The sequence below is a fragment of the Amycolatopsis sp. genome (assembly GCF_036008905.1).
GTDB lineage: Bacteria > Actinomycetota > Actinomycetes > Mycobacteriales > Pseudonocardiaceae > Amycolatopsis.
This window is the reverse complement of sequence record NZ_DASYMU010000134.1, coordinates 50,114-64,922: the sequence shown is the minus strand read 5'-3', so window position 1 is coordinate 64,922 and position 14,809 is coordinate 50,114. Positions and strand designations below refer to the sequence as shown.

Annotated in this window: 16 protein-coding genes and 1 pseudogene; 8 read left to right on the top strand and 9 right to left on the bottom strand. The window is 67.4% G+C overall.

What is annotated here, in order from left to right:
- Positions 1-432, bottom strand: a pseudogene (locus VGP60_RS23500) (IS982 family transposase); the annotation flags it as partial.
- Here VGP60_RS23500 and VGP60_RS23495 point away from each other — a divergent pair.
- The 4 genes from VGP60_RS23495 (at position 361) to VGP60_RS23480 (ending at position 4,389) form a co-directional block, all read left to right on the top strand.
- Positions 361-711 carry a GAP family protein gene (locus tag VGP60_RS23495; RefSeq protein ID WP_327550229.1) on the top strand — a complete coding sequence of 117 codons (351 nt, stop codon included), beginning with the start codon at positions 361-363 and terminating at the stop codon, positions 709-711. The pseudogene VGP60_RS23500 and the gene VGP60_RS23495 overlap by 72 nt on opposite strands.
- Positions 712-854: 143 nt before the next feature.
- A complete protein-coding gene (locus tag VGP60_RS23490; protein WP_327550228.1) occupies positions 855-1,253 on the top strand; it encodes a response regulator transcription factor in 399 nt (132 codons plus the stop codon).
- Positions 1,254-1,301: 48 nt separating this feature from the next.
- Complete coding sequence (locus VGP60_RS23485) at positions 1,302-2,669, top strand: CHASE3 domain-containing protein (RefSeq protein ID WP_327550227.1); 1,368 nt, start codon at positions 1,302-1,304, stop codon at positions 2,667-2,669.
- A 238-nt stretch (positions 2,670-2,907) separates the two neighbouring features.
- Positions 2,908-4,389 (top strand): DUF4118 domain-containing protein, encoded by a 1,482-nt coding sequence (locus tag VGP60_RS23480; RefSeq protein WP_327550226.1) that lies wholly within the window; start codon positions 2,908-2,910, stop codon positions 4,387-4,389.
- Positions 4,390-4,432: 43 nt separating this feature from the next.
- On the opposite strand, the gene VGP60_RS23475 is transcribed toward VGP60_RS23480, so the two are convergent.
- Genes VGP60_RS23475 through VGP60_RS23465 form a run of 3 tightly spaced genes read right to left on the bottom strand, consistent with a single transcriptional unit; the run spans position 4,433 to position 6,997 of the window.
- The gene (locus tag VGP60_RS23475) at positions 4,433-5,128 is read right to left on the bottom strand and encodes a YoaK family protein (RefSeq protein WP_327550225.1); all 696 of its coding nucleotides are present in this window, start codon (positions 5,126-5,128) and stop codon (positions 4,433-4,435) included.
- Between the two features lie 20 nt (positions 5,129-5,148).
- The gene (locus tag VGP60_RS23470; protein ID WP_327550224.1) at positions 5,149-6,015 is read right to left on the bottom strand and encodes an NAD(P)-dependent oxidoreductase; all 867 of its coding nucleotides are present in this window, start codon (positions 6,013-6,015) and stop codon (positions 5,149-5,151) included.
- Positions 6,016-6,028: 13 nt separating this feature from the next.
- The gene (locus VGP60_RS23465; RefSeq protein WP_327550223.1) at positions 6,029-6,997 is read right to left on the bottom strand and encodes an aldo/keto reductase; all 969 of its coding nucleotides are present in this window, start codon (positions 6,995-6,997) and stop codon (positions 6,029-6,031) included.
- Between the two features lie 175 nt (positions 6,998-7,172).
- Here VGP60_RS23465 and VGP60_RS23460 point away from each other — a divergent pair, with 175 nt between their 5' ends.
- A complete protein-coding gene (locus VGP60_RS23460; protein WP_327550222.1) occupies positions 7,173-7,325 on the top strand; it encodes a hypothetical protein in 153 nt (50 codons plus the stop codon).
- 15 nt (positions 7,326-7,340) lie between these two features.
- Here the strand turns inward: VGP60_RS23460 and VGP60_RS23455 are convergent, their stop codons facing one another.
- Entirely contained in the window at positions 7,341-7,985 is a 645-nt protein-coding gene (locus tag VGP60_RS23455) for a response regulator transcription factor (RefSeq protein WP_327550221.1), read from the bottom strand.
- Between the two features lie 112 nt (positions 7,986-8,097).
- Positions 8,098-8,793 (bottom strand): signal peptidase II, encoded by a 696-nt coding sequence (locus VGP60_RS23450; RefSeq protein ID WP_327550220.1) that lies wholly within the window; start codon positions 8,791-8,793, stop codon positions 8,098-8,100.
- Between the two features lie 304 nt (positions 8,794-9,097).
- On the opposite strand from VGP60_RS23450, the gene VGP60_RS23445 reads away from it, so the two are divergent.
- The 3 genes from VGP60_RS23445 to VGP60_RS23435 all read left to right on the top strand — a co-directional run bounded on the left by VGP60_RS23445 (position 9,098) and on the right by VGP60_RS23435 (position 11,635).
- Positions 9,098-9,931, top strand: coding sequence for a hypothetical protein (locus VGP60_RS23445; protein WP_327550219.1), 834 nt, complete (start codon positions 9,098-9,100; stop codon positions 9,929-9,931).
- 296 nt (positions 9,932-10,227) lie between these two features.
- Positions 10,228-11,154 (top strand): serine/threonine-protein kinase, encoded by a 927-nt coding sequence (locus VGP60_RS23440; RefSeq protein ID WP_327550218.1) that lies wholly within the window; start codon positions 10,228-10,230, stop codon positions 11,152-11,154.
- 67 nt (positions 11,155-11,221) lie between these two features.
- Positions 11,222-11,635: a cupin domain-containing protein gene (locus VGP60_RS23435; protein ID WP_327550217.1), complete on the top strand. Its 414-nt coding sequence runs from the start codon at positions 11,222-11,224 to the stop codon at positions 11,633-11,635.
- A gap of 100 nt (positions 11,636-11,735) precedes the next feature.
- On the opposite strand, the gene VGP60_RS23430 is transcribed toward VGP60_RS23435, so the two are convergent.
- From VGP60_RS23430 to VGP60_RS23420, 3 genes are read right to left on the bottom strand one after another with little or no spacing between them, the layout of a single operon-like run.
- On the bottom strand, positions 11,736-12,563 hold the full coding sequence (locus tag VGP60_RS23430) for a carbon-nitrogen hydrolase family protein (protein WP_327550216.1): 828 nt from the start codon (positions 12,561-12,563) through the stop codon (positions 11,736-11,738).
- A gap of 5 nt (positions 12,564-12,568) precedes the next feature.
- Positions 12,569-13,429, bottom strand: a complete 861-nt coding sequence (locus tag VGP60_RS23425) for a carbon-nitrogen hydrolase family protein (RefSeq protein WP_327550215.1) — start codon at positions 13,427-13,429, stop codon at positions 12,569-12,571.
- A complete protein-coding gene (locus VGP60_RS23420) occupies positions 13,426-14,808 on the bottom strand; it encodes an MSMEG_0567/sll0787 family protein (RefSeq protein WP_327550214.1) in 1,383 nt (460 codons plus the stop codon). Before VGP60_RS23420 ends, VGP60_RS23425 begins: the two co-directional genes overlap by 4 nt.
- Position 14,809: the final 1 nt, after the last annotated feature.

The window sequence follows — 14,809 nt, the reverse complement described above, 5'->3', positions numbered from 1 at the left end:
CAGATACCCGCGGCCATGGCGAGCAGCCGTTGCGCGACCCGCACAAGAACCCCGGACGGGGTCCGGCCACCGTGACGTTCGAGATCGAGTTGACCTTTAAGGAGCTGGTTGACCGACTCGATCCACTGCCGGACCCCACCGAGGTTGCCGTTGCGGCAAGTCTCGTCTTTGCGGTCGGGACGCCGCAGCCGCAGCCCCAGCGCAGTGGTGAATTCTTCGACATCCCTACCCGCGAAACCCTTTGTCCGCCAACAGGACCTGACCGCCACGGATGAAATGGTGGTCGCACTGAAGCAACGCGGCCAGCACCTCACGTTCCCCGATCTTCGGGTTCGCCAGGCACCACATGACCGCCATCCCATCTCCGGTGCACACCAGATACAGCGTCAAGCCCCAGTAGTACCGCGAATACGACGCGCAGTAACCGTAGCCCGGCGCCATCGGAATAATGACACATCGAACCTCGACAGCGCCGCGGTGACGACACTGCTCGCGGGATACTGCGTCGTCATGGTGCTCCCCGCTGGAGTACTGCTCACCGCACGGATCGCCAGCCGGTCCCGCATCGAACCAATCCTGCAACGCATGAACACCTGGATCACCGAAAAAGCGGGCAGTGCCACCGGCTGGGTGCTCGCCATCGCCGGATTCCTCATCGCACGAGGCGCCGTCGCGAGGCTGTGGTTCCCGCACCTGCTCGGGCAAGGATAGTCCAGCAGTGATCCACGGTCCGTTCTGGCAGAAGTGACTCGATGTTGCAGCCAGCTGGAACGCTCAACCCCGGCTGACCTGGGCGAGCAGGTGTGCAGCTAGCGGGAATGCGGTGCGGGTGGTTCTCCTGCGATTCTGGAGTGGTGTTGCGCTGCCTGATCGTCGACGACAATTCCCGCTTCCTGCACGCCGTGCGCGGTGTGCTGGAGCGAGAGGGCATCACCGTGGTGGGCATGGCGTCGAGCCTCGCGGAGGCGCTGCGGAAAGCCACGGACCTGCGGCCGGACATCGTGCTGGTCGACATCGACCTCGGTGGCGAGAGCGGTTTCGAGGTCGTGCGGCGCCTACACAGCCCGACTGGAGCATCGACGACGCGGGCGATCCTGATCTCGACCCACTCCGAGGAGGACTACGCGGACCTGATCGCAGCCAGTCCGGCGGTGGGATTCCTGCCCAAGATCACCCTGTCGGGTGACACCATCAGGAGCCTGCTGGGCTTGGGAAAGCCTCGGAGGCCGGGCGATGACCCCGATAGCGAATAGCGGCTCATTAATGAGCGGGTCGCCGTGAATGGCGGCCTTACCGGTCGCATGCTCGTCGCAAGCGGGGTACTCGCGTTGGTCGTTGGCGCCGCCTTCACGGTTCTGTTCTTCTCGATAACCGACCTGCGCGTGGCCGAACAGCGCGCACGGCAGTCCGAGGAAGTGCTCGTGGCGGCCAACCGGTTCGAGCGGATCGTCGTCGATGCCGAGACGGGCACGCGCGGATTCGCCATCACCAGGCAGGAGAGCTTCCTCGATCCCTGGCGCGCAGCTCAGGCCGCTTTACCCGAGCAGGCGGCGAGGCTGAAACAACTTGTCGCCGACGGCCCCGACCAGCTGGTCCGTGCCCAGCGGATCAATCAGGCCATCGTGTCCTACTTCAAGGACTATTCGGATCCGATCATCGACGCCGCGCGGATTGATCCCACCGCCATCCGATCAGTGCCGGTGACCGAAGAGGGCAAACAGCGCATCGATGCGATCCGGGGCGAGTTCGACACGCTGGTGGCGGCCGAACAGGGCCTGGAAGTGGCATGGCAGAACGATTCCGAGGTGGCTGCCCAGCGCGCGGTCGTCACGGCGGCCGGTGGGCTCATCGGATCGATTGTCCTCATCCTGCTGTTCACGGGCTATCTGACACGGGCGATCGTCCGGCCGGTCCGCAGGGCGGCCGCCATGGCCGGCCGGCTCGCCGACGGCGATCTCGGGGCTCGGCTGGCCGAGCACAGCCCTGGCGAGATCGGGGTGCTGGAGCGGAGCTTCAACACGATGGCCGGCTCGCTGCAGGAGAGCCGTGCGGAGCTGGCCGCTTCGCGCGCACGGCTCGTGACAACCGCCGACCAGGCGCGGCGACGCATCGAGCGAGACCTGCACGACGGCATCCAGCAGCGATTGGTGTCGCTCGCGCTGGAGTTGCGTGCCGCGGAGGCGATCACACCGGCTGGGCAGACCGAGCTCAGGACACAGCTCGGTGAGATCGCTGACGGCCTGGCCGGCGCGACCGGCGAGCTGCGGGAATTCTCCCGTGGCATCCACCCCGCGGTTCTGTCCGAGGGCGGTCTCCGCCCCGCGCTCAGAGCACTCGCCCGTCGTTCGGCAGTCGCGGTCGAACTCACCGTCGAGGTGCCGGCGCGGCCGCCTGACCAAGTCGAAGTCGTCGCATATTACGTCGTGTCCGAGGCACTCGCGAACGCCGCCAAGCACGCCGACGCGTCGGTCGTCCGCGTCGAAGTGCGAACCCAGGACGCCCACCTCCATGTGTCGGTCCGCGACGACGGGATCGGCGGGGCCACGCCGGCAAAGGGCTCCGGGCTCATCGGTCTCACTGACCGGGTCCAGGCGCTGGGCGGGACGATCTCGATCACCAGTCCGGCCGGCGAAGGCACCACGGTCGTGGCCGTCCTGCCCGCCAGGTAGCGCGGCTGGCACCGGCTGGGAAAGCGGACTGGAGCTGGCCGGGCGGCTGAACCATCAGGAGGACTACCGCGACCTGATCGCCGGCTCGGCCGCCGAGGCGCCGGAATAGGCGACCACGGCCGGTGCCCGCCGCTCCTTCGCGGGCCGTCGTGTTCTCCCGGCGCGTATCGTGAGTGCGCATCACTGGCGACATCCGATCGGGGTCGAAGTGGGTGGTGACGAGAGAGCACAGCGACGGGTGAGGTCACCCGTCGCGCGCTGGCTGTCCGGACTGCTCGCGGGCGCGGTCGCGGTGGCGGCGGTGACCGGCGTGCTCGCGCTCCTCGATCCGCACGTGCCCGCGCCGCGCCTGCTGATGCTCTACCTGCTGGTGGTCATGCCGGTGGCCATCGTGTGGGGGATCGGGCTGGCGGTGGTCATCGCGTGCTTGAGCGCCCTGGCCTACACGTGCGTGTTCGTTTCTCCGCTCAATTCGTTCGAGATCACCGACTCGTGGAGCCTCGTCGCGCTGGTCATCTTCCTCATCACGGCGGTCGTCGTCGGGCAGCTCGCGGCCCGGCTGCGGCGGGCGGCGCTGCGCTCGGCTCGCCTGTCCGAGGAACAGGCGGCGTTGCGGCGGGTCGCGACCATGGTCGCGCGATCGGTCCCGGCGTCGGAGGTCTTCGAGGCTGTCACGTGCGAGGTCGGTCTGCTTTGCGGTGCCGATCTGGCCCGCATGGAGCAGTACGAGGAAGACGGGACCGTGACCGGCGTGGCTGTCTGGAGCAGGGTGCCGGCCCAGCTGGCGGTGGGGACGCGATTCGACCTCGACGGGCCGAGCATTGCCCGCGCCGTCCGGCACGGCGACGGTCCGGTGCGGGTCGAGAGCTTTGCCGACGCCACGGGCGCGATCGCCCAGGAGGCGCGTGAACTGGGTATCCGCTCGTCGGTCGGTTGCCCGATCGTCGTGGCCGGCCACCTGTGGGGCGTGATCGCCGCCTCCAGGAGGCGTGACGAACCCTTCCCGGCTGACACGGAGTCCCAGCTCGCGAGCTTCACCGAGCTGATCGTCACCGCCATCGAGAACGCGGACAGCCGCGCGCAGCTCGCCGCGTCACGTGCGCGGGTGGTCGCCGCCGCGGACGAAGCGCGGCGACGGCTGGAGCGGGACCTCCACGATGGAGCGCAACAACGACTCGTCTCGCTGGCGCTCGATCTGCGCGTGGTCCAGGACACGGTGCCCGAGAACATGCCGGAGCTGCGGGCGGACATCGGCCACGCCATCGACGCTCTTTCCTCGGCGCTGGAGGAGTTGCGGGAGATCTCGCGAGGGCTGCATCCGGCGATCCTGTCCGAGGGTGGCCTCAGGCCGGGGCTGCGCGCGCTCGTCCGGCGCAGCGCCGTCCCGGTAGAGCTGCGCGTCGACACCGGTTCCCGGTATCCGCCGCCGGTGGAGGTGGCGGCGTACTACGTCGTTTCCGAGGCGGTCACCAACACGACCAAGTATGCCGGTGCGTCCCATGTGGAGGTGACCGTCGAGCAGCACGACGCCACACTGCGGCTGTCCGTTCGTGACGACGGCATCGGCGGGGCGGACCCGGAGCGAGGATCGGGGCTGACCGGGCTACGAGACCGGGTCGAAGCCCTCGGTGGGGCGATCGGCATCACCAGCCTCGCCGGTGACGGCACGGTGATCCAGGTGTCGCTGCCGGTCGAACAGTCCGCCGGCAGACAGTCCTGAGCCCCTGCGAGCCGCCCGAGCAAAGATTCGATCAGGACGAAGGCTATCGCTTCCCTGCCTGTACGACTCGGGATGTCACGGTCAGCAGGGTCGTGGCAATGATGACCAAGGCGGCGGCTGAGGCGATGACCACGGTGGGGGTGGCGACCAGCAGAAGAAGGGTGCCCGCGGCAGCGCCGGCCAGCATGGCCAGTACCGAGCCGAGCCGTCGGTGGGGGCGGGCTCCGGGGCCGCCGGCGAGGCGACTGTCCGCGGCCAGGCCGGTAAGGCCAAGCGTGAGCACGGTCGTGGTCAGGTCAGGCACGGCCAAGCGCCTCACCGTGGCGTTCTGCAGGCCGAAGCCGGCGGCGAGCACGGCGATGGTGACCAGCGCGCCGTGTCCGGCGTAGGCCAACACACCGAGCCCGCCAAGCGCGGCGACCACGACGAGAAGGGCGGCCTGCACGGCAAAGGCGGTACGCAGCCACGTTGGGGACCGGCCTGCCAAGCGTGCGGCGATTCGCCCGCCGCCTACCGCTCCACAAAGGAACCCACCGATCGCCACTGCCGAGGCCAAAAGCGACAGCCCGGAGTCCGGCTGGAGGGCGAAGCCGAGGAACACGACGTTTCCGGTCATGTTGGCGACGAACACGTGCCCCATTCGGAGATAGCTCACCGCGTCGATCAGACCGGTGGCCACCGTGAGTACCAGCATGGCGGCCACCAGCCTGCGGCGGCTGGTCGGTAAGTCCACAGCCATGACAACCTCCTGAAAGCCGGTCAGGCCGGACGGGATGCCAGGATCGTCGCGACCACCGCCGAGAAGTCGAGCTCGCTCGCCCCTTCGCCAGCCGCCTGCTCGAGCCACGTGCGTGTCGCCGCGGCGAGTTTGAGGTCCTCGCCGGCCTTCGTGGCTTCGTCGGTGACCAGACGAAGGTCCTTCAGCGCGAGCGTCAGCTTGAAGTTCGGCGGGTAGGTACCGGACTCGATGTTCGCGCGCTTGGCCCGGACCGTGGGCCCGATCGGCGACTCGGCCAGGATGTCCAGCAGGGTCCCTTCGTCGAGCCCGAGTGCGTCGCCCAACGCCAGCGCCTCACCGAGCGCCGCCATCGCCACGCCGAGCGTCAGGTTGACAACCACTTTGGTCGCCGCGCCCGCTCCTGGGCCGCCCACGTGGTGCGGGGTGCCGAGCGTGGCGAGCAGCGGCTGGACTTGCTCGAAGTCTGCCGGCGTCGCGCCGACATAGATGGCGAGCCGGCCCGTGGTCGCCTCGGGGACACTTCCGCGCACGGGGGCGTCGATCAGGTGGCACGAGTTCGGCAGTCGCCGCACGACCGAGTGGATCATCTGCGGGCCTACGGTGGACATGTCGATGAACCATTGCCCGGAGCCGATGGCGCCGGCCACACCGTTGTCGCCGAACAGCACCTGCTCCAACGCCTGCGGGTTCGCCATCATCGTGATGACGGCATCGACGCCGTCGACCGCCTCAGCGGGCGACGCGGCCGCCCGTGCGCCCTGGTCCACGAGAGGACCGGCCTTGGCACTCGTGCGATTCCAGACGGTGAGATCGTGGCCGGCCTCCAGTAACCGGGTCGCCATCGGCGTGCCCATCAGACCCAAACCGAGGAATGCCAGCTTTGCCATGATTCTCCTTCTGTCACATGCCTTCTGGGTGCGGTCCCCACATGGGCACCGCGTCAGCGAGGATCGTGTTGATCTCGCCGAGCTCCGCCGGCGAGAGATGCGGGTCGGCAGCCGTCGCGGTGCCATCGAGCTGATCCGGTCGGCGGCCACCGACGATCGCGACGTCGACCGCCGGATTGGCCAGCGTCCAGGCGACCGCCAACCCGGGCAGCGTGACGTCCCGTTCCCGCACGAACTGCTTGAGCCGCTCCACCACCCGCAGGTTCCGCTGGAAGGTCTCGCCGGTGAAGTCCGGACTCTTGCCACGCCAGTCATCGGCGGTGAATGTCGTGTCCGGCGTCATGCGGCCGCTGAGCAAGCCGTGGGCCAGCGGTCCGTACACGAGCACGCCGATGTCGTGCTGTGCGGTGTAAGGCAGGATCTCGTCTTCTATGGACCGGTGGAACATGTGGTACGGCGGCTGCAGGGTCTCCAGCCACCCGAGACTGCGGAGCGCTTCCATCTCCTCGACGTCGTAGTTGGAGACGCCGACATAGCGGATCTTGCCTGAGGTGACCAGCTGTTCGAGCGCTTCGGCGGTTTCCTCGGCCGGGGTGCGCGGGTCAGGCCAGTGAATCTGGTAGAGATCGATGTAGTCGGTACCGAGGTCGCGCAGGCTCGCCTCGGCGCCCTCGCGCAGCCACTTCGCACTCGCGTCACGGAGCAGCGTGTCGCCTTCCATCCGCAAGCCACCCTTGGTGGCAATGACGACATCGTCGCGCCGGGCCCGCTGCCATAGGGCTTGTCCGAGCAGCCGCTCGGCGGCACCGAAGCCGTAGCCCTGCGCGGTGTCGAACAGGTTGATACCGAGATCGAGCGCCCGGTGGATCGCGGCGGTGCCCTCTTCGGCGTCGACCGCGCCCCATTCGCCACCGAACGCCCAGGTACCGAATGAGACGGCGGAGACCTTGAGCCCAGTCCGCCCGAGATTCACGTATCGCATGCTCGTTTCTCCTTGTGATGTCCGGAGTTTCTGATGTCCAGCCTCGCCGCGGCAGGCTTGGGTTTCATCGCCGCCAGCACCAATCGGGGCTCCTGGAGAGCTGGCGACTCCGCATACCGGCTAGCTGCAACGCCCGGCCGCCGGATTGGTCTGCAGCGTGGTCATTCCGTACCTGATGTCATCCGCCACAAGCTGCGCCACAATCGGTGGCGCAACGGCTCCATCCCGCGCCGAAGAGGACTACACCGAACTGATCCCGGCGAGTCCGGCGGCAGGATTCATGCTCAAAACCGCCCTGAGCAAGGAATCCATCCTGCTCGGGCGGTGAACGCTATCGGTCCGGTCAGCGGGCCTCGAGGAATCTGATCACCGCGAGTACCCGGCGGTGATCGTCGTCGGCCTCCCCGAGGTTCAGCTTGGCCAGGATGTGGCGCACGTGCTTCTCCACGGTCCCCTCGGTGACCCACAGCCGGCGTGCGATGCCGCCGTTGGAGCGCCCCTCGGCCATCAGCGCCAGCACCTCCTGCTCCCGCTCGCTGAGCACGGCGAGCGGGTCGTCGCGCTTGCGGGCGGCCACCAACTCCCGTACCAGGGCGGGATCCACCACCGAGCCCCCCTTGGCGATCCGCTCAAGGGTCTCGATGAAGTCCTCGACGTCGGTGATCCGGCTCTTGAGCAGGTAGCCGATCCGCTGGCCGCTGGCCAGCAGCTCCATCGCGTGCTCGACCTCGACATGGGCCGACAGCACCAGGATGGCGACCCCGGGGAACTCCTCGCGGATCTGCCTGGCCGCGTCCAGCCCTTCGGTGGTGTGTGTCGGCGGCATCCGGATGTCGACCACCGCCAGCTCCGGCTCGAGCTCGCGCACCAGCTCCACCAGTCGAGTGCCGTCACCGACCTGCCCGACGACCTCGAAACCGGAGCGTTCGAGCAGGCTGGCCAGGCCCTCCCGAAGCAGCACGTCGTCTTCGGCCAGGATCACCCGCATAGCGGCTCCACTGTCATGAACGCCATTATCGACCCCCGTCGTTCATTTACCACCGCCGAGATCTGCGCGCAGGCCGAAAGTGCGGTTTCTCGCACGGTGTGAACTCCGGCGCTCAGGCCGATGAATGGATGACTGCCCTGTCCGTGGCGGTCGAATCGGTTACTCCGCCGTAGTTCACCGCGCCGAACCCGACGACGGAGATGACGCAGACGGCGCCGGCGATCGCGGACGTCCATCCCTTGGCCCGAAGCCGGGAGGTCGCCGTCGGCGCCCCGGAGCCGGTTACGTGAGACCTGCTCATGGCCACCACACCCGCGGTCAGCAGGAAAAGAACTGTCCCGGCGGCAATGAACACGTCCGCCACGTTGTAGTAGACGGCGCCGAGATGAATGAAATCAACCGCGCCACGCACACTTCCGGGAGCGGTCAGATAATGCATGCCGAGACGATCACCAAGGTTGCTGATCCACCCGCCGGTCATGAGCGCTCCGGTGATCAGAATCATGACCGGGCGACACCGCCGTATCAATACAGCCACGGCGACGCTCAACAATCCGACGTCCAGCAGATCGAGCAACGCACCGGTCAGCGGATCGGCGTACCACCCGCCGACCGTGGCTCCCACAAGCGGGTTGCCACCGTCATTGATATGCGCGACCGAGGCGTGCCGCCAAGCCCACCATTTTGTCAGCTGATCCAGCACGATGACGGCGGTGAGCACGGCGAACACCATCGCTCGATGCCTCGATCGGGGTTCCCATCCCACCTCGAGCGAGGGAACAAAGGCAGTGGTGGAGTGCAGGCTCATGATTTTCTCCCTGACTTGTCGCCGTCAGCGCGTTTCTCTAACTTGCCAAGAGTCCCGTTTTGCCGGCGCCAGGTCTGCCTGGCAGGCGCCCGTTGTCCATTCCGGCTGGCTGGAATCCTGGGACTGCGCGCCGCCCGCCTTGCCCGCCAGCGGTAACCGCCGATTGCGGGTAGCGGGAATGCGCGAGTGCCACTGTGGCGCACCACACGGCGAGCCTCAGCGGGTCTTGACGGAACTCTTCGGAAACCCGGCGAAGCGGCGTAGCGTCTGCCTTCCGGCGTCGCGCGATGGGATGTTGTGACTGATGCGCAGGGTGTGGAACGAGACTCCTGGCGCTTTACGCGGTCTCTGGCTGGTGTTGTGGGGTATCGGCATTGCCCTGCTCGCGGCGGGCTGGTGGGGCGATCAGGCTGGGTTCTGGTCGAACAAGCCGTTCATCACCAATGTGTTCTCGTCGTTGACCGCGGCGATGTTCGGTATCCCGCTCGCTTTGATCGTGCTTCAGCGGCTGGGAGTGGCGCAGGCAGAAGCGGTGGAGGCACGAGCGGCACGGCGTCTGGCGGCCACGGTTGTCGACGATCTTGCCGCGACTGCCCCGAGACTGTGCCCTGGTCCGCTGAGCGACCTGCGCAACGCCGAGACCGAACTGCTGAACGTGGAGAGAGCGGCGCAAGAAACGATCAGACAGTGGGAAAGCACCCAGGACAGGGAGAGCCTGTGCGCATTGCGGGAGTTGATGGCAGACGGCACGCTGGACTCGGCGTTGGCGGATTTCAAGTCGGCCATCAGACCGGGCAAGCAGGCTGTTACCGCGGTGGCCGAGATTTCGGCACACTGGTCCTTCCTCAACTCCACCGTCCGAAGCCGACTCCTGGAGACCGGCGGGACGTGGCTCACCCCAGCTCTCGCCGCCCACATCAATGAGATGGTGCAACGCCTGGCGGCCGATCCGTACTTGGACGGCTGGCTTCGTGACCTCGACATGGCGATCAGAAGGTTCCAGACCACTTCGGACATGTCGAGCGCGCTCCACCGCCTATGGATCCAGCTGGAGATCGGGTACCTGATCGCAGAGGCCGTGAACCAGCTCATCGGCCTTACGGCCGAGGCGTCCAGCGCGCTCGGAACCGGCCGATAGGCCAGTCTCACCTTCCATTCGATCGTGCGGCCGTGCTCTCCCGATCGACCCGCTTGCCGATAACGCCGAATTCCAGCCAGCCCCCAGTCACGACGGGCACTAGCGGGGACGAGCACCTCGACTACCCGCTAGCAGGAATCAGCGGACTCCAGTCAGCAACAAGGCACTACGGCCGTTGGCAACGACGCCAGGCCAAGACAGTTACGCGAGGCTGTTCTCGCAACGAAGTTTCCTCGGTGAGACGACGCTCAGCCCGGTGGCGATTCGGCTCTGTGAAAGCGAAAGAAGAGATGAACATGACTCTTTGCGCAGCTGCCGAGCCGCATTCCACTGTCGCGGCCGGCCTCGTCGACGGACCGGTAACCGAGCCGACCGGTCGCCTCGTGGCACGCCGGTATCGCCTCAAGGCGGTCCTGGGCCGAGGCGGCATGGGTCGCGTCTGGCTCGCCGACGACGAGGTGCTGCACCGGTCTGTCGCACTCAAGCAGGTCCTCCTGAACGGGTTGGGCTCGGCACAGATGCGTAGGGAAGCTTGGGCGGCCGCCCTCAGCGAGGCTCGGGCGGCCGCGCGCGTCGACCACATCGGAGCCGTCAAGATTCACGATGTCGTCGAGGAGGACCACTGCCCCTGGATCGTCATGGAGCCACTGTCGGGACGGACACTGCGGGAGACGCTGCACGCGGCAGGGCCCCTGCCGGTCGACCAGGTGACAAGAATCGGCCTGTGCCTTGTCGACGTGCTGCAGGCGACGCATCAGGCGGGTGTGGTGCACCTCGATGTGAAGCCGGGCAACGTGCATCTCTGCGATGACGAGCGGGTGGTCCTGACCGACTTCGGTATCGCGTGCGCCATTGACGACACCCTCTCGGCGGCTGACACGTTCGCCGGCAGCCCGGCATACGTCGCACCGGAACGGGTGGACGGCGGTGAATTCGGGCCGGCGTCCGATCTGTTCTCGCTCGGCGCGACACTGTTCGCAGCGGTCGAGGGCAGACCACCCTTCGACCGGGGCTCCCCGCACGCCACGTTCACCGCCGTCGTCGAAGACGCACCGGCGCCGTTCCAGCGCGCGGGCCCCCTGCGCCCGGTCATCGAGGGACTCCTCGCCAAGGACCCGGACCGGCGGCTGAGCACCGGACAAACCCGCACCGCGCTCCGCGACATGCAAGCCGGCCACCGACCAATGGTCCATAAAGGACAACGCTCCCGCTGCCTGCGATGACGATGCGCTTGAACGAGGGCATCGTTGCGTCCAGGGTCAGCTCCCCCGAGGAAGGAAACCGACCGCCATGGAAAGCGACAACAAGCAAAGCGTATTCGACATCCATCAAGAAATGGCCACGCTGCCGGAGACGGCGGAAACGATGCTGTCCGACAAGTACTTCACCGACAAGGAGTCGGCCAGCTCCCGGATATTCCGCATCTACCGGGACCTTCCCCTGCACTATCACAACCACTGCGACGAGTACCTCTACGTTGTGAGCGGCAAGGGCCTGTTCCATCTCGACGGGAACGAGTACGAGGCGCGCCCGGGCGTGTTCCTGTGCTTCGAACGGCAGAAGGTGCACGGTTTCCCCCGCATCGACGAACATCCATTCGTCGTTCTTTCCATCGACGTTCCGCGCAGGCGACCGGACGACATCGTCTTCATCGACTCCGAATCGGACGACGCCACCACCTTCATGGCACGAAACGCCAAGTAGCCCGACTACGACACCCCGGCGGCCACCGTGGCGGAGACCGATGTGGTGCACGGCGCCTTCGCCTTCCACGGCTTCGTCGAATAACCGGGCAGTGCGATCTTCATTGGGCGTAGGCTGTCGGCTTACGCTCGTCGAGGTGCTTCAGTACCCGGCGCGCGGTGGTGATGTCGGCCTGCACATCCAGTTCGGCTACCGCGATCCCGGCTTTGCTCCAGGTGCGGGCGAGGATGTCTCCGCCGGGGCCGACGACCTTGGCCTGCCCGAGGAAGCGCATGCCACCCATCGCGCCGGTCTGGTTCGACGACGCCAGCACGAGCTGGTTCTCGGCGGCTCTGGCCTGGTCGTAAAGGTCGAACAACCGCGACTGCCGGTCCTGCGCCATCCGTGGCGCCCGGTTGGTGATGCTGGTGGGCCACGCCGAAAGGCACGCGAGGATCTCCGCCCCATCCACCGCGAGCGTTCTCGCCGACTCCGGGAATGTCTTGTCGTAGTCGATCAGCATCCCGACCCGGCCCACCGGGGTATCGAAGGCCGCGAACCGGTCGCCCGGCGTGTAGGCCACGGATTCGCCGGCAGGCTGGTGTACCTTCCGATGCCACCCGAGCACGCCGTCGCCGGTCACGCAGACGGCCGCGTTGTACCGGATGTCCCCTTCGGCCTCACAGAACCCGAAGCACACCACCATTTCCGCCGCGAACTCGGCGATCTGCTTCAGGTAGGGGCTTTCCCGCGCCAACGCCGGCGGCAGGGCGTCAGGGGCGGGGTTGCGCAGGTCGGCGAGGTAGCCGCCGAGTGCCGCGTCCGGCAACACCAGCAGCCCGACTCCGGAGCCGCGCGCGTGCTCGATGAGCGTCCCGACGCGCTGCACGTCGAAGTCGAGATCACGGCTGAAGTGCGCGGCGACCGCACCAATCCTGATGAGACCCATCGGCGTCAGTAGGTCGTGACGGCGAGTTCCCTCTCGCCGTTCCCAAAGTCCGGGTAGACCTCCGGCCGCCGATCCCGCAGGTGACCCATCGATCTGCGCGCCGTGTCCAGCGCCTGTGCGACGTCGAATTCCGCGACCGCGAGCCCCTCGGCCACTCCGGTGTCGGCGACCACGTCGCCACCGGGATCCACCACCTTGGCACTGGCCACGAACCGCAGCGAACCAAACGTGCCCGAGTGGTTCGCCGACACCCAGATAATCTGGTTCTCCAATGCGCGTGCCCGGTCCAGCAAATCGAATCGGCGTTTCCACCGGTCCTGGGCAAGATCGGCCGCCGAGTTCGTGCGACTGCCCGGCCACGCGGAAATACACACCCCGATCTCCGCCCCGTCCAGCGCCAGCATTCGCGCCGATTCGGGAAACGCCTTGTCGTAGCAAATCATCATGCCCACCCGGCCCACCGGTGTGTCGAACGCCGCGAAGGAACTGCCTGCGCCGTAGCTGGCGTCCTCCGACAAAGGCTGATGCACTTTCCGGTGATTACCCAGAACTCCATCACCATTGACGCACACCGCACTGTTGTACAACTTGTCACCGGCGTCCTCGCAGTAACCCGCGACCACCACCATTTCTCCCGCGAGTGCGCTCAACCGCAGGATCTCCGGGCTGTCGAGCCGCAACGGCGGCGGCCCTTCCGCGTCACCGTCCAGGTCGGCCAGATACCCACCCAAACAGGCCTCCGGGAATGCCAGTAACCCGATGCCGTCCGCTCGTGCCTGCCCGATGATCCGCTCGATTCGAGCGAAATCGCCGGCCAAGTCCCGGTCAAATGGCGCCGCGACGGCAGCCAGTCGAATCTTGCTCATGCTGTTCCCAATCCCGTCACACCGCCGCCGAGAACTTCCGTCCGCTCCCCATCGGGCCAACACAAGACGACTCCCTGTCCCCCGACCAGCCGTCCACAATCGACAGACGTCGCGGGGCCCGCCGGAAGCGGCGCCCCGCCCGGTTCGCCGGTGGTCAGCATCGCGAAACCGGGGAAACAGGTCAGCCAGTCGCCCATACTGGCCTCGCCCGGCCTCGGTATCCGAGCCAGTTCGAGTTCGGCGCCACAACCGCTGGCCTCGGCGAGCATGCCCAGTGTTCCCGCGATCCCGGCCATCGAGACGTCCTTCGCCGCGGCAGGCCGGCCCTGCGCGACGGCGCCCAGCATGGCCCGCAATTCCGGCCGGCGCCGGGAAGTCGTGCTGTCCCACTGCCGACCGGCATAACCCTGCCGCCACTGCCCGCCAAGGTCAGCCGTCAGCCGCACCTGATGCCCCGGCCGGCCACCCCCGCCCGGAATCGGCTCCGCCGTCCGGCCCAAGGCCGTGACAGACAGCGCCGCGGGGACACCGAGTTGGGTGTGCCCACCCAGCACCGGCACCCCATACGCCTCGCTGGCTCGCCGGAGCCCCGCGAACACCCGCGTCGCGAAGGACCTGTCTCGCGCGCCGACCGCGTCCAGCAGCCCCACCGGATCAGCGCCCATCGCGGCGAGATCGTTGACGTTGACCAGGACCGAGCACCAGCCGGCCCACTCCGGGTCGCGCTCCACCATGGACGGCACGATCGCGTCACAGGCGGCCACCAGGTCGCTGCCCGGCACCGGAACACCATCATCCCCGACAAAACCCGGCACACCGGTCAACCCGGTGAGTAGCGAGCCGAGGTCGCTCTTGGTGGCCTTCGCCAGCGTCGCGATCCGGCCAATGGGCCAGCGCATCAACTCGTGTGCCGTGTCCGCAACGGTCACCGGTCGCACCGAATCCCAGCCCAGTTCCGTGAACAGGGCGACATTGGTGACCTGCACGGTGGCTTCGAATCGCAGCACGCCGGCGTTTTCCGCGTAGGCACAGGCCGCGCGGATCAGCGCGGGCCCGACGCGACCCCGGCTGGCCTTGGCCACGACCAGCCGGCCACCGAGCCACCAGCCCAGATCCGGTCCATCGTCGGCGGGCCCGAGCCGCACGCCGCCGATCACCGTGCCGTCGCGGTCGCGCGCGACGAGGACCACCGTGCGCGGATCGGCGTCGTGTTCGTCGAGATCGTGGCCGGTGAACAGGCCCTGCTCGTCAACGAAAACCGTGGTGCGTAAGGCCTGATAGGCGGCGATGGCCGGCGCGTCGTCGGCCCTTGTTATCCGGAACCCCGGTTGCCGCGCGTTGCTGACCCGGTCGCCGAGAATGGCCAGCACGTCGTGCATG

Excerpts from the sequence above, each read along its gene's own strand:
- VGP60_RS23475 (WP_327550225.1), bottom strand. The coding sequence starts at position 5,128 with ATGGCTGTGGACTTACCGACCAGCCGCCGCAGGCTGGTGGCCGCCATG.
- VGP60_RS23425 (WP_327550215.1), bottom strand. The coding sequence starts at position 13,429 with ATGAGCAAGATTCGACTGGCTGCCGTCGCGGCGCCATTTGACCGGGAC.
- VGP60_RS23440 (WP_327550218.1), top strand. The coding sequence starts at position 10,228 with ATGACTCTTTGCGCAGCTGCCGAGCCGCATTCCACTGTCGCGGCCGGC.
- VGP60_RS23485 (WP_327550227.1), top strand. The coding sequence starts at position 1,302 with ATGCTCGTCGCAAGCGGGGTACTCGCGTTGGTCGTTGGCGCCGCCTTC.
- VGP60_RS23450 (WP_327550220.1), bottom strand. The coding sequence starts at position 8,793 with ATGAGCCTGCACTCCACCACTGCCTTTGTTCCCTCGCTCGAGGTGGGA.
- VGP60_RS23455 (WP_327550221.1), bottom strand. The coding sequence starts at position 7,985 with ATGCGGGTGATCCTGGCCGAAGACGACGTGCTGCTTCGGGAGGGCCTG.
- VGP60_RS23445 (WP_327550219.1), top strand. The coding sequence starts at position 9,098 with ATGCGCAGGGTGTGGAACGAGACTCCTGGCGCTTTACGCGGTCTCTGG.
- VGP60_RS23435 (WP_327550217.1), top strand. The coding sequence starts at position 11,222 with ATGGAAAGCGACAACAAGCAAAGCGTATTCGACATCCATCAAGAAATG.
- VGP60_RS23430 (WP_327550216.1), bottom strand. The coding sequence starts at position 12,563 with ATGGGTCTCATCAGGATTGGTGCGGTCGCCGCGCACTTCAGCCGTGAT.
- VGP60_RS23465 (WP_327550223.1), bottom strand. The coding sequence starts at position 6,997 with ATGCGATACGTGAATCTCGGGCGGACTGGGCTCAAGGTCTCCGCCGTC.
- VGP60_RS23470 (WP_327550224.1), bottom strand. The coding sequence starts at position 6,015 with ATGGCAAAGCTGGCATTCCTCGGTTTGGGTCTGATGGGCACGCCGATG.
- VGP60_RS23460 (WP_327550222.1), top strand. The coding sequence starts at position 7,173 with ATGTCATCCGCCACAAGCTGCGCCACAATCGGTGGCGCAACGGCTCCA.
- VGP60_RS23420 (WP_327550214.1), bottom strand. The coding sequence starts at position 14,808 with ATGCACGACGTGCTGGCCATTCTCGGCGACCGGGTCAGCAACGCGCGG.